Raw genomic sequence first — 22,761 nt, 5'->3', positions numbered from 1 at the left:
ACCAGACGGGAGAGATGTAGTTTGGCCTCAAGAGTATCGGTCCCATAGAGGTCCTTACAGCTCGAAGATGTCCGTGCCGGACTCGGCTGCACGCTGCTTGAGCTCTTCCATGATGGGAACGCCGGCACTGCAGCCAATGCGCTCGGCGCCTGCCGCGACCATTGCAAGGAAGGCATCGGCCGTGCGGATGCCGCCTGCCGCCTTCACCTTCACGCGCGGATCGACATGCCCCCTCATGAGGCGGACATCCTCGACCGTAGCGCCGCCCGTCGAGAAGCCGGTAGAGGTCTTCACAAAGGTCGGCAGCACCTTCGAGGCCACCTCGCAGAGCTTCAGCTTCTCCTCATGCGTGAGCAGGCAGTTCTCGAAGATCACCTTGGAAGGCACACCTGCCTCGCGGCAGACACGCACGATCTGCGACATCTCCGATGCGATGTAGTCCCAGTTGCCCGCCTTCACTTCCGTGAGGTTCACGACATAGTCGATCTCGTTCGCGCCATTTGCAAGGGCATCCTTCGTCTCGAAGACCTTCGTGGCGATCGAGGTCTGGCCAAGCGGGAAGGAGATGGCAGCGCCCGTATGGACATTCGTGCCAGCAAGCAGGGTCGAGCAGAGCTTCGACTGCACCGAATTGACGGCAACCATATGGAAGCCATACGTCACTGCCTCATGGCAGAGCTTCTCCATGTCTTTGCGCGTCGCATCGGGATGCAGATTCGTATGGTCGACCATATACGCAAGCTCTGAGATCGTATAGCGCTTCATGCATGCTCCCTTTCCGGAAGGCAGGCACCATGTTCTGCCTCTGTCGGTCTTTATGTCTGACATAATAGCGCCTATAGCTGACCTCTATGCCGCAATTGCCTGACTTTCTTGCAGAAGATTCTTTCAAGCAGCAGGTACCTGGACCAGAATTTGCTGCTTTCCCAGACTTTTTATGTCATACCTTACTTCATGCCATTCCCAGTCACCTACAATGGGGGCATCCACACAGACGAAAGGCCAGACGTGGCAGAGACGCTCTACGACAGGATAAAGGACGACCTTCTCGCGAAGATCAAGGACGGGACCTATCCCGAGGGCACGACCATCCCCACGGAGATCGAGCTCGCGCAGGCCTACGGCGTGAGCCGGCCCACTGTTCGCCAGGCGCTCCAGATCCTTGCAAGCGAGGGCTTCCTGGAAAAGCGCCGCAAGCGTGGCACGATCGTTACGCATCCCAAAGTAAGCCAGCGCGGATTCACGATGGAGCTCGCAAGCTTCGAGGATGCGATGCGTCTGGCAGGACGCATGCCGAGCACGAAGGTGCTCACGTTCCGCCGCGAGCGTGCAGGCGAGGCGGTGCAGGAGGCGCTCGAGCTCTCCCCGGGAAACGAGGTCTACAAGCTTGTGCGCCTGCGCTATGCAGACGGAGAGCCCAATGTCTTCGTGGAAAGCTACATCCCCTATGCGCTCTATCCTGGGCTCGACCAGTACGACTTCGACACGAAAAGCCTCTATGCCGCCATGAGCGAATGCGGGAAGCAGGTCATGCGTGCACGGCGCCACCTCGAGGCCATCAAGGCAGAAGGTGCCACGGCAGCGCTTCTCGATGTGGAGCCAGGAGACTCCCTGATCGTCTTCCACTCCGTCGCGCGCGATGCGGACGGGACAGCGGTGGAGTACTCCGTTGCCACCTACCGCGGAGACAGCAACTCGTTCGATCTCGAGGTAAGCAGGAGTTCCTGAATCCCTCCCATAAAAGCAGGAAGCCCGTACAGGACGTTCATTTCCGTCCCATACGGGCTGCTCTTTCCTGCTTTTCTCCATGCAGGCAGTCCTAATGCTTGCCTGCAGCAAATGTGCCGACACGTCTGGAGCAGAGACCCTGCATGGTCCCGAGGTCGACCTTCGGATTCCTGAACTTCCTGGCCCAGTTCGGGCACTCCCCAAGCAGATCCTTCCAGCTGAAGGAGATGAGCATCCCCATCATCTTGCGGCTCGCCGGGTCGAACTCGTCGGTGCCGCACGCGACGCATACCTTCGCTATTGTCTTCTCGATCTCGGCATCCGTCACGAATGCCTCGATGATGGCAGGCTCCACCTGTCCATGAAAGGCAGGCTTCCTCCCCTGCCGCTTGAACTCGTCGAGCACGATCTTCCCGTATGCCATGCGGCCGAACTGGTTCTTCCAGCCAGGCACCTTGCAGACGACGCCCTCGCCGACCTTGCCGGTCCCCTCGATAAGGAAGTCGTTCCTCTTTGCAAGATCGAGAACATCTACCTCAGTCGGATGGTCAAGCACAGCCAGAAGCTTCACGAAATAGGGCTCGAGGCCCGCCTTGGCAAGCTCCTCCCTCCACGTGGGCTCGGGGAGATATCCTCCAGCCTCCTCGTCGAGCACGTCGTAGATGAACAGCGTGCCCAGAGCCCTCTTGTCGTAGCCCTTGAAGGAGCCGATGAGCTTGTCCTTGCCCATCCACTCGCCGTAGACGACCTGCGCTGGATGTGCCCTGCAGTATTCTCTCAGAAGCTTTGCCTCTTGAGCATCGCCTGTAGCCCACACGAAGAAGCCGGCATTGTCCGACTCGGCAGAAAGCGTGCGCGTACGCGATCCTGCGCCGAGTGCGCCTGTCTCCTCATCCCAGAAGACGCAGGCATTCGTTCCATCTATCTTGGATGAGACATACACGCAATCATTGTCGAGAAGCCCCTCGCATTCCTCTGTGCCGAGCCGCTCGACATGCGTGTACTTTGCATACACTGCCATGCCCCTTTCCTCCTTCTGCTGAATCTCTCTATGGTTCATCTGCCTCTGCCGAAGCAGCAGGCAGCAGCATCGCAGCCCACGCCCGATGCCTTGATACGTTTTTCATGCACTTGGTCGGGGCGGCGGGATTCGAACCCGCACGGCCCTATGGCCACGGGCACCTGAAGCCCGCGCGTCTTCCGTTCCGCCACGCCCCGAAAAGGCTGCTGCGATGTGCGGAGCACGATATGCAGCAGCAATGAGCTGCCCGGCAGGAGCTCTGCCCCATCTCGGCATGGCTCCATGGCGGGCTGTCATTCGGCAGCCTATTCTTGCTTTCCGGATGAGCTCTTATTCCTCGCTATGCCGCTCTTGAGGCATGCCTGTGCAGCCTGCGCAGGGCATGCTCCTGGCGCTGTCGTCGCGCCTGCCAGCCCCGCTGGAGAAGCATCCTCTCGCGCCTGACCTCTTCGAGCTCACGGCGGAGCCCGGCATTCTCGAGCTCGAGCCGGGCTATCTCGGAAGCGGCATCATCGCTTCCCGCAGCGCCAAGCTTCCCTTCGCGGGCGCGGCAGACAAGACGGCGAAGGTCTTCCCTGCGGTAGAGCGTGCTGCGCGATACAGCCGATCGCTCTGCGACAGAGTAGAAGGAGACGGGCTCATGCTGGACAAGCAGCTCCGCTACAGTCCTGCCCACTCTGATAGAGATGCTCTCGCTCATATCCTGCGGCACGCTGATGGTGCAAGCTGAATCATGCTCGTTCATGTTCCCTCCCCTTCCTCTGGGATGCTGGTCTTCTCTGGAAGGCTCTTCCTTCCGGCACCATATTCTTGCACCGAAAGGGCAGCTCAAAGGCGAGATTGCCGAAATGGGACGAATGAGACTATGGAAGGTTGCCTTCATGTCGAGTTGAGCCGCATTGGGAGCTTTCCCACCATAGCCTCCAACAGAAAGCGCCGCCCAGATGCAGCTCTGGACGGCGCAGGTCAAGACATTGCGAATGCTCTGCTATTTTCTGATGAACTTCTGGTCGCTCTCAGGCATGCCCGCCTCATCCGAGACATAGCGCTCGAACGTCATGTGCAGGTCGTACTTGTCGCGCAGCTCTGCAATCGTCTTCATTATCGGCGATGCATGGTGGGCATCGATTGCTGCCTGGTTCTCCCAGGAGTCGATCAGAAGGACGGTCTCCGGGTCGTCGAAGGAGACCCAGTACTCATAGCGGAGATTGCCCGCTTCAGCACGAATGGCATCGACCGTACCCGACGCTTCCATCTCCTCGGCGAACTTCTTTGCGCTGCTGTCTTTTCCCGTATACCTCAGATTGACCGTGATAGCCATTGCGTCTCCTCCATCTCGCTTGGCACAGCCTATAGTTTCGACTCTACAGCTCCCTCAGCACCCGGGCCGGCACACCGCCGCAGACGGTATTGCTTGGGAGGTCCTTTGTGACGACAGCCCCCGTTGCGACGACGGCGTTGTCGCCGATCGTCACGCCTGGAAGGACCGTCGCATTGCCGCCGATACAGCAGTCCTTGCCTATCGTGACCGGACGGGTCGTCATGATCAGATACCTCGTCCCATCCGCCCTCGTCCCGAAACGCTTCGACGCGTCCATATTGTGCTCGCCGCAGCAGATCTTCACATCGGGAGCGATGAGGGTGCGGTCCCCTATCGTTATGAGATTCGAATCGAGGAATGTGCGGTTCATGTTCACGAGGACATCGTCGCCGAGGCTGATGTGCACGCCGTATGTACAGCGGAAGGGAGCCATAAGGACAGCACGTGCTCCCATATCTCCCAGGAGCTCCTCTGCAATCTTGTGCTGCTCTTCCGGATTGTCCGTTCCGTTGAACTGGCGCAGGCGCTCCGGCTTGCGGCTGCCCGGAATCGGCACGATCCAGGGCTTCTTGCAGAGCATCCAGGCAAGCGATATCTGGACATCGGCTGCATGATGCTTCTCGGCGAGCTGGGCGATGAGCTCGATCAGCGGACGTGCACGCCTCTCGCCTTCCTCGGTGTACTGGGGCATGCCGAGACGGTAGTCCTGTGCACCTTCGAACTTGGTCTTTGACGGATAGGCGCCTGTCAGGAATCCGTTTGCCAACAGCGAGAAGGCGACAAGCGCCACATCGAGCTCCTCGAGCACCGGGAAGAGCGGCTCATGCCATCTTGCCATGATCGAGTAGCGGTTCTCGACAGCAGCAACCGGGCAGACCGCATAGGCGCGGCGCAGATACTCTTCGTTTGCCTCCGAGATGCCCCAGGCACGGATCTTGCCTTCCTTCATGAGATCGGCCATGGTGGAAGCGACCGCCTCAGGCTCGACCTTGGGATCGATGCGGTGCTGGCAGCAGAGATCGATATGGTCGGCCTGAAAGCGCCTGATGCTTCCCTCAGCAGACTTCCTGATGGACGCAGGCGAAGAATCCATTACAGGCGTGCGGTCGGCAGCATGCCGGACGCCGAACTTCGAGGCGATGACCACGCTGTCACGGACCGGCGCAAGCGCTGCTCCCACGACATCCTCGTTGTGGGCCTTCGTGCCATCGGGACGCAACCCGACATAGCACTCGGCCGTATCGAAGAACGTATAGCCCATCTCATAGGCTTCGCGCACGACACGCTCAGCCTCGGCATCCGGCATCAGGTCTCCGCTTGCGTGCGTGAGTCCCATGCAGTCCATGCCCAGAGGCGATACCTCGATGCCACTCTTTCCCAGTACCCGCCTCTCCATCTTTGTGCCCTTCCTGGTCCCGGAGCCGAAGTCCCCTCCGGCATCCCCGCCGCGCCTCTTCAGGGATGCAGGGATCCTCTTCCTGACGATTTCAGTGCAAGGGCAAGGGGACAAGATCCCGCCTGCTGATTCTGCAGGTCGCTATACGTTTCACGTATACGGAGACGCATCTAATCTCTGTCTTCTGCGCAGCATGCTGTATCCAGCATTCAGGGCTTTCCGCCCATAGTCTGCAGCTTCAAGGACGGGATGAGATTGCTGGTCATAGCGTAAGACACTTGATAGCTATGCACCATGCGTTCAGCAGAGCACCCCAGCGCCAGATCCGGCGGCGGGAATGTCCCTTCTGGAATGCTGGCTTCCGGGGCTCTAGACGCGCTTCCTTGCATCGGCATTCACACGCTCGTTCCAGCCTTCTGGCATGCAGCCGCAAGCACGCATGGCAACCGTCGCTTCTGCCATCGCCTGATAGGCAAGGTCCACACCGGCGCCATCTGCAACATACTGCGCTGCATGGTCCGAAGCGATGCCGAGACGGTCTGCCTCTGCGGCGGCATCGATGTTTGCGCCGAGGAATACGAACTCCCATCCCTGGCGCTGATAGCCCTCGATCATCCGCTTCACGCGTGCATAGGTATAGCGGTGGCTTGCATTCTCGTAGCCATCGGTGATTACGACAAAGACGACATGCTCAGCGCGAAAGCCCTCTGGCTGATAGCTCTGGACCTTTGCCGTATGGGAGATGGCGCCACCGAGCGCATCGAGCAGTGCCGTGGAGCCGCCTGGCTCGTAGTCACACCTATTCAGCGGACGCACGTGCTCGATAGGGACACGGTCAAGCGCGGCACGCGTGCCATCGCTGAAGAACACGGCAGAGACGTTCGCCTTGCCATCCGCCTCCCGGTTCTTCCTGAGCATGGAGTTGAAGCCGCCAACCGTATCCTTCGCCAGATCGTACATGGAGCCCGACTCGTCGACGACAAAGGCAAGCTCCGTGAGCCCTTGCTGCACCTTCCCATGAAGCTTCAGGACATCATGTGTGCCGGACCCGTTCCTCTTCTGGAAGTCTGCATGCTGAGACATATCTGCTCCTCTCTGGTGGCCTTGGCCACCCTGACCTCGTGCTGCCACGAGTCTAGGAGAGGGAGCCTCTCTGCAGGTAGCCTTTGAGGCGACATCCAGGAAGAGGGCTTCAGGCGACACCCAAGAGCTGCTGGTCATGCTTGAAGAGCGCATAGTTGATCTCGTCGATATCGCAGATGCCATGCCCGATATAGAACTCGACGATCACATCGAACTTGCTGTTGTGCGCAAGCGAGTAGCCGGCACGCCCCAGCAGGAGCTCTGTCTGATCGAGATCGAGCCCGAGCGCTACGGCAAGCGCAAGCACGACCCGCTTGCTGGGATGGATCTTGCCCGACCGGAGCTTGCTGAAGTACTGCCTCGTGAGATTCGCACGGTTATAGACCTCAGAATCCGTCATGCCCCTCGCATCGATCATGGAGAGCAGGGTCTCTGGAAACGAGGCGTCGAGATTGCGGAGAAGATCGTCGAGCTCGTCTTCAGGAGTTGCCTCGTGAGCGCTTGGCATGGGCGCCGAGGCAGAGAGCGGCGCCCCTCCAAAGGAGGTGCCTTCGTCGAGGAGCTCGAGCTCGCGCCTGCGGCTGCGCCTGTCCTTCTGCATTGCTTCGTCGACATAGGTCTCGCCGATGTATTCCTCGAGGTCGCGGTCGAGCTTCCGCGCTGCCTTCGTCGCGTCATGGCCGAAGACGCAGAGATAGACATCCATATCGGGAGCATCCGGCTTGGCTTTGGCCTCTTCTGTGAACCAGCTGCGGATAGCCTCTGTGGCAATCTCGAGGGCAAGGCTCTTCGGGCAGCCGAAGATGCCGGACGAGATCAGCGGGAAGGCGATCGAGGTGGCACCGAGCTTCCCTGCCAGATCGAGCGAGCTCATGTAGCAGCCCGAAAGAAGCTGCCGCTTCCGTGAGCCCGGGCCCGGCATTGCATCCCACCGGGACCCTGCCGTATGGATGACCCAGCGCGCCTGGAGCGCAAAGCCCGGTGTCGCGACAGCACTGCCACATGCAACATGGCCGATCTTTGCACAGGCAGCCTTCATCTGCTCTTCACCGGCTGCACGGAAGATGGCACCACAGACACCGCCACCCATGATGAGGCGCTCATTGGCAGCATTGACGATTGCATCGACCTTCATATGGGTGATGTCCTGGCGGACAATCGAAAGAGGCATGGCACTCCTATCGCAGAAGAGATCTCTTCCTACGATACCCGACTGCCACGGCAGGAATGAATTCCGGCCCTCAGTGGCGGTAGTAGAAGACCGCTATCTGCGTCCGGCTCCTGAGCCCCAGCTTTGCCAGAATCGACGAGATGTGGTTGCGCACGGTACCTTCGCTCATGCAGAGCGCGGCGGCAATCTCTGCGTTGCTCAGGCCGTCTGCGATGCCTGCAACCACTTCGCGCTCCCTGTCTGTAAGGCAGGAAAAGGCAGAAAGATCGTGCTCTGACGGTGCCTGCTTCTCCGAAAGCGAGGCAGCACGCGCCAGCACCTCCCCCTCGAGCACGCTCTGCCCTGCCATCACGGAGCGCAGGGCGGGAGCAATCGTAGCCACATCCTGCTTGATAAGGTAGCCACGGGCACCGAGCTTCAAGGCCTGCACGATATAGTCGTCGTCCGAAAACGTCGTGAGGAAGACGATCCGCGCAGAAGGATCTTCTTCGAGCATCCGCTCTGCTGCAAAGAGCCCATCCTTTCCCGGCATCTGGATATCGAGGAGGGCAATGTCTGGATGGAGCTGCGAGAAGAGGGATGCTGCCTCTTCCCCGCTCGTGCCGGTGCCGACGACGTCGATATCGGGTTCTGCACCCAGAATCGTTGCAAGCGACCTCACGACGATTCTGTCATCATCCACGACGATAATCCTCACGCCTGCCTCCTTCGGGGGACGGATGCAAAGACCGAGAACTGCTTTCCGTCGGCTGTGACGGCAAATGTGCCGCCCAAGCTCTCGACACGCTCACGCATGCTGCGAAGGCCCATGCCTTGCTCTTCGAGCTCGGACGCCTCTTCGGGCACCGCTCCATCATTGACAATCCTGAGCTGCCAGATGCCTGGCATCTCGGCCACATGCACAGAAGCACGCCCCGCCCGGGCATGCCGTGCTGCATTCGTGAGCGCCTCCCGCGTCACCGCCACAAAGCAGCGGAAGACCTCCCGGGGCGGCAGCTCCTCTATCCTGCAGTCGACCGCGACCTCGGCGATGCCGCTTTCCCTGCCGAGCCGGTTGAGCTCTGTCCCAAGATCGTGTGCCGAATCATCGAGCGCATGCACGCTCGTACGCATCGAGCTCAGCGCTTCGTTGAGACCGCCTGAGAGCTCTTCGAGCTCCCCTGTTGCTGCCGCATCGTCTCTATGCACGACCTTCAGCGCTTCGACCTCAAGCACGAGACGCGTGAGCATATGCCCTACCGAATCGTGGATCTCTCTTGCAATGCGCGTGCGCTCGGCAAGCGCTGCTGCCTGCGTCTCCGAGACACGGGCATCCTCGAGCTCCTGCATCTTGCCTCTGAGCGCAAGCACCTTGTCGGAGAGATCGTCCTGTGTCTCGTGCAGCTTCTCTCCAAGCGCAAGTTCCTGCCCGCAGCGCCAGGAGAGCGCTTCGGCCAGAACAGTGATTGCAAGAAGAAGGAAGGCTTCATCCAGAGACGCTCTGCCCGCCGCCCAGGGGATGAGGGCACAGGCAGGACCCGCCCAGGCAAGCCACTTCCATCCCGAGCGTGGCAGGTCATAGGCAAGGAGCGGAAGTGCCGCTCCGGCCCCAGGCACGCTGGCCAGAAGAATGCAGGATGCACAGCTCAGGCAAGATGCAGCCCTAGGCACACGTCCGCAGATGAGCTCGTAGGCAGCGCTTGCGCAGACTGCCAATAGCAGTGCACACACTGTCTGAACGGGCACCTCGCCCGCCAGCGCAGCCAGCGCCAGGCAGGCAAATCCCATCAGTGTCTTGTCAGCCGCTCTCTCCATGGGACAAGTATAGGCGCAGATGCCCTCCATCCTTTTCAGCCGGAGGAAAGCATGGGCAGACCATGACAAATGTCATGGTGCAGGCGGTGACGGAGGTCACTTCCGAAAGGCACGCCGTTCCCTGAGAATTGCATCAGCAGCCTTGGAAAGGAGTCCACCATGGAATCCCGCACACCCGTCGTCCACATCGACAACCTCGTGAAGCGCTACGGCGAGCTCGTTGCCGTAGACCATCTCTCCCTCGATATCATGCCCGGCGAGATGTTCGGACTCTTGGGTCCCAACGGCTCCGGCAAGACGACAACCATCAACTGCATCCTGCAGCTTCTGACCTATGACCATGGCAAGATCGAACTCTTCGGCAAGCCCATGAAGCCCACAAGCTACGACCTCAAGCGCCACATCGGAGTCGTGCCCCAGGAGGTTGCCGTCTTCGACGAGCTCACGGTACGCGAGAACGTGGACAGCTTCTGCGCGCTCTATGTGCCAGACCGGACGCAGCGCCGTGCACTGGTGGATGACGCTATCGCCTTCGGAGGACTCGAGAAATTCGAGAAGTTCCGCCCGAAGAAGCTCTCAGGAGGACTGCTCCGTCGCCTCAACATCGCCTGCGGCATCGCGCACAGGCCCGATCTCATCATCCTCGACGAGCCGACCGTGGCCGTGGATCCCCAGAGCCGCGAGTCCATCCTCTCAGGCATCGAGCGCCTGAACCACGAAGGCGCGACCGTGATCTACACCTCGCACTACATGGAAGAGGTAGAGCGCCTCTGCAGCCGCATCATGATCATGGACCATGGACGCTCGGTCGCAAGCGGAAGTGCAGACGAGCTCAAGGGCATGATCGGCACCGGCGAGAAGATCTCGATCGAGGTCGGCAGCATGGACAAGACAACGCTCGAGCAGCTGCGCTCGCTTGAACTTGTGCGCCGCGCAGAGATGGCAGACGGCATGCTCCGCGTCCAGTGCGCCGCTGGCGCCCACAATCTCCAAGACATCCTCGCCGTGCTTGCCGGAGCGCACATCGCCTACGGCCGCGTGCTCTCGGAGCCGCCGACCCTGAACGATGTCTTCCTCGAGATCTGCGGACGAGAGCTCCGCGACGAGGCGTAAGGAGGCAGCCATGCTTGCAAGCTTCAAGACCTGTGTCCTTGCGCTTGTGCGCGACAAGGCGCTCCTTGTCTGGGCCCTTGCCTTTCCGATCATCCTGACCTGCATCTTCATGGGCATGTTCTCAGGATTCGACGATGTCTATGCGATGGTCGGCTCCACGCTCGGCGTCGTGCACGACGAGAACTTCGAGAAGGCGGCAGGCCTCGATGCGACGCTCGCCTCCATCTCCGACACAGACTCGGAGAGCCACATCGCAGACCTCGTCTCTTTCGAGACAGAAGAGGAAGCAAAGGACGCAGCCGATGCAGGAAGAATCGATGCCTACCTCACCGTCTCAGATGACGGAGTGCCCGAGCTGCATGTGAGCGCCTCGAGCCTGACCGAGCATGGAAACCTCCCCGCCTCGGTGCTGACCGAAGTGCTCGATACCTACGTGAGGATGCGCTCTGCGATCGAACACATCACAGCGCTGCGCCCCGATCTTGTGCAGTCAGGGGCAGCGCTCGCTGCTTTCCAAGCAGGAGCTGTGAGCACGGTACGCCTCACCGCCACGAAGACGGCACCCGCCCCGGATGTCCGCTACTACTATGCCCTTCTTGCTATGGCAGCAGGACTTGGTGCCTCAGCTGCCATGCAATCGGTGAGAAGGCTTCTGCCCGAGGCAGGATCTGTCGGCGCACGTACGACGCTTGCCTCAACGCCCCGCTGGCGCATGCTTCTGGGCACGCTTCTCGGCACCTGGCTCTGCGAGTTTGCCTGCATGTTCGCAGCCTTCCTCTTCATGCGCTTCGTCGCCGAGGTCGATTTCGGCGACAATGCAGCGCTTGTCCTTCTTGCCATCTTCCTCTCGGCGCTCGTGGCCTGTGCAGCAGGTGCCCTCCTCGGCACGATCCCTGCCATGGAGAGCGGCATGGTCTCAGGCCTCACCTGCCTGCTCTCCCTCTTCACGGGGCTCTATGGCCCGGCCTCGCAGTCGCTTGCCGACCTCGTCGAATCCTCAGTGCCTTTCCTTGCCTATGCAAATCCGCTCTGGGAAATGACGAACTGCTTCTATGCCCTGCTCTACTATGACACGCTCGATGCCTTCCAGGCGCGCTGCACAGCCCTTGTCTTCATGGCGCTGGCATTTTTCGCCCTGGCATCCTTGCGTATGAGGAGGATCTCTCATGAGCACCTTTAAGACCTACCTCAAGATCCTGTCTGCCCACTAGATCTATATCGTGATCTACCTCATCCTCATCTCCTCTGTCGGCATCATCTCCGGTCTCGGCAGCGCCTCGCCGGATACGGCAGAATTCCGTCCCGCCTCCGTGAGCGTCGCCGTGATCGACCGCGATGGCTCACGGCTCTCCGAAGCGCTTGCCGCGCATGCAAAGGACGGCAACGATGCGATGGACATCCCGGATGACAAGCTCGCCATCCAGGATGCCCTGGCCCGCGATACGGTCTCCTACCTTCTCGTCATTCCCGAAGGCTGGGGAGATGCCCTCATGGATGCCGCCGCAGCCGGAACAGATGCCCCTCCGCTCGAGACCTACATCTCCTATCAGTCCGGCCGCGGCAGGCTCCTCGACCTCGAAGTCACGAGCTATGCAAATGCACTCTACGGAAATGCGGCTGTGCTAGGCGGAGATGCAGAAGGCATTGCGGACGCAGCGGACAGCGCCTGGAAGGAGAGCGCCGCGACCTCCCTCATCGCTCAGAAGGCATCTCCCCTGCCGTCGTCCACCGTGGTTGCAGCAGAGTTTTCCGCCTATCCCATCTTTGCGAGCGTGACCGTCTGCATCGCTGTCCTCATGGCCGAGGTCAACAGGGCTCCGGTGAAGATGAGAAGGCTTGCCTCTCCCGAACCGTCACGCACCAGAAGCCTTGCGCTCTTCGCTGCCTGCGCCGCAGTCGCACTCATTGCCTGGGCATGGAACTTCGGCCTCCAGGCTGCCATCCTGGGACGCACTGCCATCGCGGACTCGCCTGTGCAGATGGCAATCGTCGGTGCCGCCCTGCTTGCCTATTCGTTCGTCTCGGCTGCCACAGGCTTCCTCATGGGCCAGCTCGGCTGCTCCGAGAATGCTTCCAATGCGATTGCGAACATCTTCGGCATGCTCTTCTCCTTCCTGGGCGGCGGCTGGACAGGGCTCTCGCTTCTGCCCGACTCCATCATCGCGCTTGCCCATTTCACGCCCTCGTATTGGTCTGCACTTGCAATAGAGGGTGCCAGCGCAATGGCAGATGCCACGCCTGCGGCTGCTGCTCCCCTTCTGGCCGACATCGCGATCTGTGCCCTCTTCGGCCTAGCCTTTCTTCTTGTTGGCATGGTCCAGGGCAGGACACGCTCCCGCGCCCAGACGGCCTAGCCAGAAGCGGCAGCACCTTCGCCAGCAAGGCAGCCGGTGCAGCACGTATCTGCTGCACCGGCCTTGGGAGACTCGGTGGCTGCATCGGATCAGCCTCTCGTTTTCTGCCGCCACCTGCCTTCCAGCCTCTTTCGCTCCGTCCATGAAAGCTTCCGGCAGCTGCTTCCTGCCGTCGTGGCTGCCGCAGCTTTCGTGCGGGTCTGGCACATGCTGTCGAAAAGACGGAGAGCCAGAGCCCTCCGAAGGGTACCCGGAAGATGCAGCGAGGCTGCTCTTCGCTTCGCGCAAGACGGCAATCCCGCATGCCTGACGGGGAGCAGAAGCCGCGCTTGGCCGAAGCCCAGGCACTCATTGCCCCCAGCACCGAGCGCGGCGGCACAGAATTCAGGCAAGTGTCCCGGCCGGGGTCTGGCTTTCAGGCACTTCCTCCGGCGCATGCAGGAGCATCTCGCCGATGCACTCCCATGAAAGCCTTTCCGTCTTGGGGCGAGCTTTTCCCTGTCCAGGATGTCGGAGCAGGACCGCTCGGTCCAGCCATCGGTCTCAGGATCCTCGGACACACAGTGCGCTCTTAATCTTCTCTTTCAGAAGCCTGTCCGCATGAGGCAGGAGCTCACGCTCAAGCTCTGCTGCAAAAAGGTCTTCGAAGGGCACGGATGAACCGTGCCCTGTTGCAGAATCCGGCGTGCTGCCAGTATCGGGTGTGCAACAGGGAAGCGCCTCTTCGGGTGCACGAGCCCTGCGCGGAGGTTCCATATCGCATATCCAGACAATGGCAGATGCCGACACGTGGGTGGTGGTCCCCTGCTGCCAGCTCCTTCATGCCTGCGAAGACAGGGGGCTTCCGACAGACGATGGGAGATGCAGGCCATTCAAGAACGGAGGCATTCAAGACACGCACAGGCCTCAGGGACCTTGCCATCTCCCAGCCCGAGACATCGAGCGTCTCGCCGACTTCCATTCGCTGGCGTCACGCCCCTTCTCGCGCCTCAGAAGCCACGCGTGCTCATGCATAGGGACGAAGCGCACACCGCACGAAGCGAATCGCCCGGTACGGCTCCCGGACTCTGCTGCAGAGAGAAGACATGCGCCCTTCTCTTCCTCAAGCGCCGCGAACTCTTTTTCCAGGGCTTCGCGCATTGCGGGAACGCTTCCTTCCGTGCCGCCGGCAATGCCCAAGCATTTCGGCTCCGAGCCCTAAGCCCGGGCTGCTCCATCTTTCCGCGCAGCCTTTCGCGCTTGGCAGCTGCCGGCCCCGACAGGAATGGATGGCGGACAGGCTACTTCCGCTTCAGCCTGCGCTCGTTGCGCTTCACGGCCATATGCTCGAGAAGGACATCTGTCTCCTCTTCCTCCTGAGGCGTTACCGGCACCACCCGAAGCCCGTCTGCCCAGCTGCCCTGCTCGCCGCGCTTCAGGTGCTCATAGCCGACGACGGAGAAGGCCATGGCGCCGGCAAAGTTCACGAGCAGGTCCTTCATCGTGTCGATAAGGCCTATATCGAGGTAGCCTGCGACATGCACGACCTCGCCCGAGGCGCATGTGATGGCGGTATCCACGATATCGTCCACATGGATGCGGGTGCCCGTATCCGTGGGGTCCAGGGCGACCGAGGATATAGAGGACACGATCGTGTCCTTCTGCATGTCCATGCCGAGGAAGGAATCGAACGAGAATTCGACGAACTCCCAGAGCACGCCTATGGTCATCGAGAAGCAGAAGGCAACAAGCGTCACGTAGATCGGAGACAGGCTGATCTTGTCGCTCGAGCGGTTCAGGAGGTCGACAAGCGAGAAGCCGACCGCTGCGCAGAGGAACCCGTTCAGGGTATGGAGCACCGTATCCCAGCCAGGAATCAGGACATAGTAGTGGTCGATCTCGCCCAGGATCTCGGCCGCAAAGATGAAGATGTAGATGATGTTCTGGAAGAGCGGCGGGATGTCGACATGCGCCCGGTCCTCGAGAAGCGCCGGCATCAGGAAGAGGACGAGCACAAGGACCGATATCGCAACGCCTTCCCACCTCGCCGTCATGATGCAGCGGATGAGGGTCACGAGCACCAGCGCACGCAGGACCGAATAGAGGATGAACGTCTTCCTGTTGAGCGCAATCCTGTCCTTGAGCCTGCGCACGAAGGCGCGGATCCTGCCTGCAGCCATCGGGCCTCCCTTTTCCATGGCGGAACCGGACAAGCGCAATCGTAGACCAAAGGCAGCTGTTGCCCCATCGATAGCGAAGAAGCTCTCAGCATATCCGCATATGCAAAACCGCTGGACATGCGCATCATTGAGATGTCTTCCTTCATTTATGCGCTCATGGGATTGAGGGCCGAGTCCCAGATCAAAGCCGTCAGTCTTGATTCCCCTGAGAGAGCAGGCCTTCGAAGAGCTCCCTGAGCCTTCGGGCAAAAGCTCATCCAGATGCCCGATCCTGTCCAGGAAGAGGGCAGATGGCTCGTTTCTGCAGGCAAGCATGGGCTTCGAGCAAAAGCAGGCATCCGCTGTGGCGATGCCGCAGGAAAGATCTGCCGCGCAAGAGGCATAGGTAGCGGAGCCATGTGCGGCATCAGCCCCTCGGTGCTGCATGAAAAGCCAGCGGATTGCTCAGCATGGCTGGCGGTCCCATGCACTGCCGCCAGGGACAGCGAAGAATCGGAAAAGGGAGGCGCCACACGGCTCCGCGCCTCCCTGCATGCCGGAGAGAGCTGAAGCTATCTGAGCTCGTTGTCGCGGTCGTAGTGCGTGCCGCCCCAGTAGACACGGTGTGCCTGCTGGCACTTCTCGGGGAGCTCCACATCCTTGAGCGCCCACTTCACGAACTCGTCGAAGCCGGTACGGTCCACGATGTAGCCAATGTGCTCCTTTCCTTCCGGCGCATTCGGATTGATGTACTCCTCGATGTAGGCGTAGGTGTTCTTCACGATCTTCAAGATGGACTCCTCGTCCACCCACCTCAGCCAGTCCTCTGCCATGCGCGGATTCTGCTTGCCGGTGCGGCCGAAGATCTTGAGGCGGAAGTAGTGCTCGGGGCTCCTCGTCCAGGCACGGGTCGGGCAGTAGACGACGCAGACGCCACAGCCGATGCAGCGGTCTTCGTTGCGCACGACCTTGCCATTCACCATCTCGAGGGCAGAGACCGACCTGCGCTGGCACCACTTGACGCACTGGCCGCAGCCGATGCAGCGTGCCGGGTCGTACTGCGGCTCGGTCATGCCGATGATGCCGAAGTCGTTGAGGGCGACATGGGCACAGTCGTTCGAGCAGCCGGTGAAGGCGACCTTCACATGGCGGTTGTTCGGGAAGATTGCCTGGTCCATGCGCTGGGCGAAGGCCGTCGTGTCATAGCAGCCGAAGGGGCAGAGCCTCTTTCCCGGGCAGGCAACGATGTTCCTCGTGCCGGAAGCCAGATAGCCGTCTGCCGTATCCTCCTGATTGATCTTCGTGTCCTCGATGATGGCCTGGAGCTTCTCGTTCACCTTCGGCATGTCTTCGAGCTTGATGCCGGGAATCTCGACGCCCTGCCTGTTCGTCAGGAAGATCTGGCCATCTCCGAACTCCTCGGCAATCTCCACAATCCTGGCCATGCTCTTTGCCGAGACGAGGCCGCCCGGGATGCGGATACGGCTTGCCGTCTCGCCGCGGACCTTGCTGTAGCGGAAGGCATTCTTCTTGAGCGCCTTGACATTCACGTCCTGAATCATGCGTTCCCTCCTAATCCAGCATGTCCTTGGACACGGTATAGTTGAAGACCGGGCCATCGAGGCAGACATAGTGCTCGCCGATGCGGCAGTGTCCGCACTTGCCAAGGCCACAGCACATGCGCCTTTCCTGGCTGACCCAGATGTTCTCCTCGGCAAAGCCGAGCTCAAGCAAGCCCTTGATCGAGAAGCGCATCATGGGAGGAGGACCGACGACGACGGCCTGGGCTGTCTTCGGGTCCTTGAGAGGCAGGTCCGGGATGTACTTCGTGACAAGGCCGATATTGCCCTCGTAGCCTTCAGGCGCCCCGTCGACTGTGAGCGTCAGGTTCAGCGCCTTGTCCCAGCGGGCAAGGTCGTCACGGAAGAGCATATCGTCCGGGCTCTTGAAGCCGACGATCACGTACTTGTTCTCTGGGTCGGGAGAGGAGGCAAGAGAGTCGATGACGCCACGGACCGGAGAGACGCCGGTGCCGCCGGCAACGACGACGACCTCGCCTGTCTGGTAGAGGCTTACATCAAAGCCATTGCCGAAGGGCCCGCGCAGGAAGAGCTTCTGGCCCACATAGTTCTCGAAGACCTCGTTCGTGACCCTGCCGACACGGCGGATCGTGAGGTCGATGGACTTGCCGGGCACGATGCCGGAGACAGAGATCGGTGCCTCGCCGAACTTCGGGACGGATACCTCGAAGAACTGGCCCGGGCGCACCTCTCCCTCATATGCCATCCTGAACGTGTATTCCTTCTTCGTGTGCTTGATCACATCGAGGATCTCTGACGAGAAGGGGATGTAGGGGTTCACGGCCGCATCGTTCACAGCGTCGAACGTCACCGTCTGGCTAGGCATTCTCCTTCGCCTCCTCTTCCTTCTCGTAGGCTTCGCAGGCAGCATTGAGCTTGTTCACGCAGGCAGCGAAGCTGATGTATTCCGGGCAGATATCGTCGCAGCGACCGCAGCCGACACACATGTCGTAGCCGAAGCGGCGCCTGAAGTCATAGACCTTGTGAAGCACCTTGAAGCGCATGCGCTCGCCAGCGGTCTTTCTGTAGGAGCCGCCGCCTGCGACATCGGAGTAGCCGTCGATCATGCAGCTTGCCTGCACACGGCGCCTCTCGCCGACACGGCCGTTCTCTGTATAGAACACATCCTGCATCGTGTAGCAGGAGCAGGTCGGGCAGGCGATCGTGCAGCGGCCGCACTCGATGCAGCGGTCCGTGTACTCGTTCCACATGTCGGAGCGATAGATCGCATTCGGCACCGTCTCGGGGCGTGTCACATGCACCTCGTTCTCCGTGACGGAAGCCGGTGTGACGTCCTCTTCCTTCTCTGCGCAGGCAGCGAAGATGGGGTCCAGGTCCTTGTCTGCCACAGCGGAAAGGATCTTGTCCCCTGCTTCCTCGACTGAGAACATCCAGCCCACGGGCGCCACATTCGTGCCCATATCGACGCAGAAGCAGCTTGCAAAGCTCTTCGTGCAGCCGATGAGGGCAAAGTGCACGTGGTCGCGGATGCGCTTGTAGAAGTAGTCCTTCGAGGGACCGTTGTCGAGATAGATCTGGTCGAGACGACGGACGCCGTGGAGGTCGCAGGCACGCAGGAACACGATCACGTCGCGCGGATCGATATCTGCTTCCTTGACGGAATCCTCCGTGAAGTAGAAGAGCGTCTCCGACAGCGGGCTCAGGATCTCCTTCGCCGGATAGTCGGACTTCTTCTCGAGCTCCATCTCGGAGCCGGACGCCACGAAGTCATAGCGCACGACATCGACGTCGGTGAAGCGTCCCTCTCCCTTCTTGAGCACCGGAGCATAGATGCGATAGGTTTCGCCGAGCTTCGCTATGAGCTCGTCGAACCCATCCCGCGTGAGCACATATCCCACAGCAGAACCCCTCTCTCGTGGCAGGGATCGCTCCCTGCGTATGGATGGCCAGATACCTTCCTGGCTATGCATGCAGGCTGAGGCCCCCTCAGACGCTCTGCCTGCATCTGTCAAATGATACGGCATGCCTCACATATTCGCAATGCAGCATGCCCCACCATGAGACACCTGCCATTCTCGCAGGAAAGCGGCTTATCCATGTGCAGCTTTCTGTAAGGCTCCGCGAACGGAGAGAAGGGTCCTTGGCTATGCAGAAAGCTCAGGCAGGAGCTTGGGCAAGGGCCGCCAGGCGCGGCATGAGGCCCTCGATGCAGGCAATGAAGCGCTGTGCTGCAGGAGAGGCTTCAGCAAGAGATGGCACAGCGATGCCGAGAGAGATATAGTGCGGCTCCTCGAAGGGGACCTCTGCCACGGCTCCCGTCCATTTCCTGCTGATGAAACGCTGGTTGAAGCTCACGCCGAGTCCTGCCTCGACCATGCTGCAGGTCATGAAGCCATCGGTCGTCTCATAGCGGTCCTCGATATGGAGCCCCTCCTCGCGGATCAAGCAGACCTGGTCCGTATCATGGTCGTCAAGCGCATGGATGAATGCCTCGTGCTCGAGATTCCGGATCGGATAGCTCGCAGCCCCTGCCAGAGGATGGTCCTTCGGCAGCCACATGACCATCTCATCCCTATAGAGCGCCTTCCAGTCGCAGCAGGTGCCCCGTGCCAGCTTTGCGCAGAAGCAGAGATCGACCGCACGGCTGTTGAGCCACTGGCCCATCTCCGTATTGCCGCCTTCCAGACCGCCCGCCACACGATCTATGCAGAGCGCACCCATGGGCAGGAAGCGTCGCAGGCCGCAAAGGAGAAGCTCGATTTCTCTTCCGATTATCTCGAGGGCTGTGCCGATGCCATCATGGACCGTCTCGTGGCAACGAACCACGAGAAGAGCGCAGGCTATGGGCTCGACGAGCACAGCCTCCATGCGCAGCAGCTCATAAAGAGTGCCTGCAAGGCGCCCTCCGCCGAGGTCTTCTTCCTCGTCGGCGGCACGCAGACGAACGAGGTCGCGATCTGTGCCCTGCCTGCTCCCTGGGAGGGCGTCATCTGCGCCACCTCGGGACGCATCGCCGTGCATGAGGCAGGCGCTATCGAAGCAGGCGACCACAAGGTGCCCGCAATCCCCGGCCACGACGGCAAGCTTGCAGCAGGGGATGTCGACGAATTCATGAGGCTCTGGGAGAAGGATGGCAACCGTGGCCACATGGTCCAGCCGGCACTCATCTGCATCTCCCAGCCAGACGAGTATGGCCTCATCTATACGAAGGCAGGGCTCGAGGCGCTGCGTTCGGTCGCAGATGCCCGCCATCTCAAGATCTGCTGCGACGGCGCACGCCTTGCCTATGCCCTTGCTGCACCGGAAAACGATGACACGCTCGAAGACCCCGCACATCTCACCGATGCCTTCTTTATCGGCGGCACGAAGTGCGGTGCGCTCTTCGGCGAGGCGCTTGTCTTCCCGAAGCCTGAGCTTGTCCCCCACTTCTTCACGTTCGTGAAGCAGCAAGGAGCCCGCCTTGCCAAGGGACGTCTGCTCGGCGTCCAATTCGAGGCCTTCTTCGAGGATGGGCTCTATGAGCGCATCGGCAGGCCTGCCATCGCCCACGCGCACGAGATCTCTCATGCCTTCGAAGATGCCGGCATCGCGCTTGCCCATCCGACCGAGACGAACCAGGTCTTCCCCATCCTCTCCAACTCCCAGGCAAAGCGTCTCGGCGAAGTGGCGCTTGCAAGCTTCCGGGAGAAGCCAGACGAGCATCACACGATTGTGTGTCTCGCGACAAGCCGGGCCACGAAAGACGAGGATGCCGAGGCGCTCGTGCGCGTGCTTGGATCGGGCATCCTCGCACAGCAGCACGGCCCCGAGAGAAGCCTCAGGGCCGTGCAGTCTTTCCTATCCGAAGATGCTCTTGAAGAAGTTCACGATGCTGTCCCACCACGAAGGGCTTGCCTGCGTGCTCTCCGTGCTGGATGCGGCATCAGAAGCCGCCTCGGAAGAAGCCGATGTGTCTTCGGTATCGCTTGCCTGAGTGACGCCTTCGCCCATCGTGAAGGATGTATCGGTACCGAATGCCTCATCGAAGGCGCTGCGGTCTGCCGTGCTCGTCGCAAGCGTGCCAGCAGAGGAGGCATCGTAGGCCGTGCCATAGCTCCCTTCGACCGTCACGATCACATCAGAGGTGCCGGATCTGAGCACCTTGCCGGAAGCATCGACGATCTGGACGTCGTTTCCCGAGCTGTCCACAACGGTGGCACCATCTGCAAGCGTGAGGTTCGAGACCGTCGAGTCTGCTGTCACGGCCCAGGAAGAGGTCCCATCGACTGAAACCGAAAGAGGCGTCTCGGATGTCGAGCCGGCAGAGCTCTGCTCGATGTCCGCCGCACCGGTCCATGTCGTGCCGCCGGTCAGATAGACGTCAGCCGAGCTGATCGTGTCTGCAGAGATCTTTCCGGAAAGCGTCTCGCCGATAGCGGTGAAGCGCACCGTCGCACCATTCGAGCCGGCACTGCCCCAATTGTTCGAGCTGTTGCCCTCTGCTGTCAGCAGCGCCACCGCGTCGGAGTCAAAATCGAGCGTCGTGTTCGAAAGCACGATATCGGCCGACGTGTTCGTCAGATAGAAGAAGGAGCCTGACTGGATCGAGCTCGAGAGCGTCGAGTCCGCTGCCTGGAACTTGGCTGTCTCGCCTGTCGTGCTCTCCGCATCGCCTGAGGTCGACTGGTAGATGATCACGGCATCTGCCATGGGGTCGGACGCTGTCGCTTCTGTCATCGTGCTCGTGAGGTCCGAGTCCTCGATGAGGATCGTGTTGAAGCCTTCCATGCCGGCGATCTGCGAGCCGGTGGCGGTTCCCGTGACGCCCGAGACCTCGACATCGCCCGTCGAATAGAGCAGAGGCGAGCCGGAGCCTGCCGTCGAAAGATCTGAGGCCGTGACCGAGACCGTGCCGCCGCCGCGGTCTGTTGCAAGCGCGGCGCAATGGTCGCCTTCGGTCGAGATCGAGAGCTCCGACGCCAGGATCTTACCTCCATAGGTAGCATCGAGACCGCGCGAGTTGCCTGCCGTCGTCGCGATCTCATCCTGATAGGCAAGGACGGTCGCACCATCGGTTGCAAAGATGCCGTTCGACCCCTCGGAGGTAGTCGAAAGCGTGCTTCTCTGCACCGTGGCAGTCGATCTTTCGCCCACAGCAAGCAGGATCGAGTTCACGCCGTAGAAGTTGCAGGAGTCTCCATCCGTATCGTCACCCGACTTCTGGAGCGTCGCAGCATCAAGCGTGAGCGTGCCGCCATTCTGGACAAGCGCAGCATTCACATCCTTCGCCGTGCTCACGGTCGTGCTGGTCGAGTCGCTCTCCGTGCCGTCAGCGACGAGGATGCCGGAAAGCGTCCCTGTGTAGTCGTAGGCCATCGTATCGGCTCCGGCACCCTGGCCCATGCCGCCAGCGCCGCCTGTCAGCGGCTCGCCCGGCTGGGACTGTCCGCTCGGTGCGGCAGGTGCCCCTTCTGCAAAGGCATACAGAGGCGCAGACGAGAAGACGAGGACGCCTGTCAGCGCGAATGCACCAACTCGTGCGAGATCTTTCCGGAACGCCTTCCGTCCTGTCTGCACAGACACGCCTTCGAGGCTGCTCGGTCGCTTCATGACGGACCCCTTCCATTCCATAAAGCTCGATTGCTGTTGGCCTAGATATACCGCGTGTCACGCCTGCCTGGACGCTTGTGGGCATCGACAATGCAGACAGCGCACAATGCTTCGAGACATTTGAAGAGAGATGAAAACCAGGCTGAACGCAGGCAGAAGCGCACCTGAAAGCCGTGTGCTCAGACAGAGCATCCGGCTCCTGCTATGCTCAGGCCAGGACCCATTCCAGGAGAAAGACAGACAATGAAGGCGCTCTATCTCATGCGGCACGGCGAGACGCTCTTCAATGTCCACCACAAGAACCAGGGCTGGTGCGACTCGCCTCTGACCGAACGCGGCCATGCCCAGGCACGCATCGCCGGACGTCATTTCAGGGAGCTTGGCATACGCCGTTGCAAACTAGTTTGTTCCAGCTTGCATGGCGGGGTTGCCTCCGCCAGCTCCGGGCCTTGCGGCGCTTGTGCGCCCGCCCGGTTCGCGCTTCGCTGGGCTCTGCCTCGGGACCATGGGGT

At 60.8% G+C, this 22,761-nt stretch carries 21 protein-coding genes, 1 tRNA gene and 1 pseudogene; 6 read left to right on the top strand and 17 right to left on the bottom strand.

From position 1 onward, the window contains the following. Window positions 1-54 precede the first annotated feature (54 nt). Window positions 55-765, bottom strand: coding sequence for a deoxyribose-phosphate aldolase (gene deoC / locus ABVS03_RS04320; protein WP_330971871.1), 711 nt, complete (start codon window positions 763-765; stop codon window positions 55-57). A gap of 243 nt (window positions 766-1,008) precedes the next feature. On the opposite strand from deoC, the gene ABVS03_RS04315 reads away from it, so the two are divergent. Further along, a complete protein-coding gene (locus ABVS03_RS04315; protein WP_368018183.1) occupies window positions 1,009-1,728 on the top strand; it encodes a GntR family transcriptional regulator in 720 nt (239 codons plus the stop codon). Between the two features lie 91 nt (window positions 1,729-1,819). Here the strand turns inward: ABVS03_RS04315 and ABVS03_RS04310 are convergent, their stop codons facing one another. The 9 genes from ABVS03_RS04310 to ABVS03_RS04270 all read right to left on the bottom strand — a co-directional run bounded on the left by ABVS03_RS04310 (window position 1,820) and on the right by ABVS03_RS04270 (window position 9,316). After that, entirely contained in the window at window positions 1,820-2,749 is a 930-nt protein-coding gene (locus ABVS03_RS04310; protein ID WP_368018182.1) for an RNA ligase family protein, read from the bottom strand. 111 nt (window positions 2,750-2,860) lie between these two features. Then, window positions 2,861-2,946, bottom strand: a tRNA-Leu gene (locus ABVS03_RS04305). A gap of 143 nt (window positions 2,947-3,089) precedes the next feature. Next, window positions 3,090-3,494, bottom strand: coding sequence for a DUF6262 family protein (locus tag ABVS03_RS04300; RefSeq protein WP_368018181.1), 405 nt, complete (start codon window positions 3,492-3,494; stop codon window positions 3,090-3,092). Between the two features lie 243 nt (window positions 3,495-3,737). Then, window positions 3,738-4,070, bottom strand: coding sequence for a putative quinol monooxygenase (locus ABVS03_RS04295; RefSeq protein ID WP_368018180.1), 333 nt, complete (start codon window positions 4,068-4,070; stop codon window positions 3,738-3,740). A gap of 43 nt (window positions 4,071-4,113) precedes the next feature. After that, window positions 4,114-5,466: an aldo/keto reductase gene (locus ABVS03_RS04290; protein WP_368018179.1), complete on the bottom strand. Its 1,353-nt coding sequence runs from the start codon at window positions 5,464-5,466 to the stop codon at window positions 4,114-4,116. A gap of 369 nt (window positions 5,467-5,835) precedes the next feature. Continuing rightward, window positions 5,836-6,549 (bottom strand): VWA domain-containing protein, encoded by a 714-nt coding sequence (locus ABVS03_RS04285; protein ID WP_368018178.1) that lies wholly within the window; start codon window positions 6,547-6,549, stop codon window positions 5,836-5,838. Window positions 6,550-6,658: 109 nt separating this feature from the next. Continuing rightward, a complete protein-coding gene (locus ABVS03_RS04280) occupies window positions 6,659-7,720 on the bottom strand; it encodes a macro domain-containing protein (RefSeq protein ID WP_368018177.1) in 1,062 nt (353 codons plus the stop codon). A gap of 70 nt (window positions 7,721-7,790) precedes the next feature. Further along, entirely contained in the window at window positions 7,791-8,417 is a 627-nt protein-coding gene (locus tag ABVS03_RS04275) for a response regulator (RefSeq protein WP_368018176.1), read from the bottom strand. Further along, window positions 8,414-9,316 (bottom strand): sensor histidine kinase, encoded by a 903-nt coding sequence (locus tag ABVS03_RS04270; RefSeq protein WP_368018175.1) that lies wholly within the window; start codon window positions 9,314-9,316, stop codon window positions 8,414-8,416. The genes ABVS03_RS04275 and ABVS03_RS04270 overlap by 4 nt, the downstream gene beginning before the upstream one ends. A 357-nt stretch (window positions 9,317-9,673) precedes the next feature. Between ABVS03_RS04270 and ABVS03_RS04265 the strand changes: the two genes are divergently transcribed. The 3 genes from ABVS03_RS04265 to ABVS03_RS04255 are packed head-to-tail and all read left to right on the top strand — an operon-like array spanning window position 9,674 to window position 12,981. Continuing rightward, window positions 9,674-10,627, top strand: coding sequence for an ATP-binding cassette domain-containing protein (locus ABVS03_RS04265; RefSeq protein ID WP_368018174.1), 954 nt, complete (start codon window positions 9,674-9,676; stop codon window positions 10,625-10,627). Between the two features lie 10 nt (window positions 10,628-10,637). Beyond that, a complete protein-coding gene (locus ABVS03_RS04260; protein WP_368018173.1) occupies window positions 10,638-11,807 on the top strand; it encodes an ABC transporter permease in 1,170 nt (389 codons plus the stop codon). A 40-nt stretch (window positions 11,808-11,847) separates the two neighbouring features. After that, window positions 11,848-12,981, top strand: a complete 1,134-nt coding sequence (locus tag ABVS03_RS04255) for an ABC transporter permease (RefSeq protein ID WP_368018172.1) — start codon at window positions 11,848-11,850, stop codon at window positions 12,979-12,981. 619 nt (window positions 12,982-13,600) lie between these two features. On the opposite strand, the gene ABVS03_RS04250 is transcribed toward ABVS03_RS04255, so the two are convergent. The 6 genes from ABVS03_RS04250 to ABVS03_RS04225 form a co-directional block, all read right to left on the bottom strand. Beyond that, a complete protein-coding gene (locus ABVS03_RS04250; RefSeq protein ID WP_368018171.1) occupies window positions 13,601-13,942 on the bottom strand; it encodes a nucleotidyltransferase domain-containing protein in 342 nt (113 codons plus the stop codon). A gap of 319 nt (window positions 13,943-14,261) precedes the next feature. Beyond that, window positions 14,262-15,140, bottom strand: coding sequence for a hypothetical protein (locus ABVS03_RS04245; RefSeq protein ID WP_330972983.1), 879 nt, complete (start codon window positions 15,138-15,140; stop codon window positions 14,262-14,264). A 551-nt stretch (window positions 15,141-15,691) separates the two neighbouring features. Continuing rightward, on the bottom strand, window positions 15,692-16,681 hold the full coding sequence (gene asrC, locus ABVS03_RS04240; protein WP_330972982.1) for a sulfite reductase subunit C: 990 nt from the start codon (window positions 16,679-16,681) through the stop codon (window positions 15,692-15,694). A 10-nt stretch (window positions 16,682-16,691) separates the two neighbouring features. Continuing rightward, the gene (asrB, locus tag ABVS03_RS04235) at window positions 16,692-17,525 is read right to left on the bottom strand and encodes an anaerobic sulfite reductase subunit AsrB (RefSeq protein ID WP_368018170.1); all 834 of its coding nucleotides are present in this window, start codon (window positions 17,523-17,525) and stop codon (window positions 16,692-16,694) included. Then, window positions 17,518-18,558 carry an anaerobic sulfite reductase subunit AsrA gene (asrA, locus tag ABVS03_RS04230; RefSeq protein ID WP_368018169.1) on the bottom strand — a complete coding sequence of 347 codons (1,041 nt, stop codon included), beginning with the start codon at window positions 18,556-18,558 and terminating at the stop codon, window positions 17,518-17,520. The genes asrB and asrA overlap by 8 nt, the downstream gene beginning before the upstream one ends. A 259-nt stretch (window positions 18,559-18,817) precedes the next feature. Next, on the bottom strand, window positions 18,818-19,381 hold the full coding sequence (locus tag ABVS03_RS04225) for a LysR family transcriptional regulator substrate-binding protein (protein ID WP_368018238.1): 564 nt from the start codon (window positions 19,379-19,381) through the stop codon (window positions 18,818-18,820). Window positions 19,382-19,459: 78 nt separating this feature from the next. Between ABVS03_RS04225 and ABVS03_RS04220 the strand changes: the two are divergent. Then, a pseudogene (locus ABVS03_RS04220) lies at window positions 19,460-20,233 on the top strand (low specificity L-threonine aldolase); the annotation flags it as partial. A 264-nt stretch (window positions 20,234-20,497) separates the two neighbouring features. Here ABVS03_RS04220 and ABVS03_RS04215 read toward each other — a convergent pair. Next, on the bottom strand, window positions 20,498-22,249 hold the full coding sequence (locus ABVS03_RS04215; protein WP_368018168.1) for a hypothetical protein: 1,752 nt from the start codon (window positions 22,247-22,249) through the stop codon (window positions 20,498-20,500). Window positions 22,250-22,453: 204 nt separating this feature from the next. Here ABVS03_RS04215 and ABVS03_RS04210 point away from each other — a divergent pair. After that, window positions 22,454-22,761 (top strand): phosphoglycerate mutase family protein (locus ABVS03_RS04210; protein ID WP_368018167.1); only part of this gene is annotated, 308 nt, incomplete at its 3' end.

The sequence above is a fragment of the Olsenella sp. AGMB03486 genome (genome assembly GCF_040884255.1).
Classification (GTDB): Bacteria; Actinomycetota; Coriobacteriia; order Coriobacteriales; family Atopobiaceae; genus Olsenella_L; species Olsenella_L kribbiana.
The sequence above is the reverse complement of the archived record's forward strand: the minus strand, read 5'-3'. Positions and strand labels throughout refer to the sequence as shown.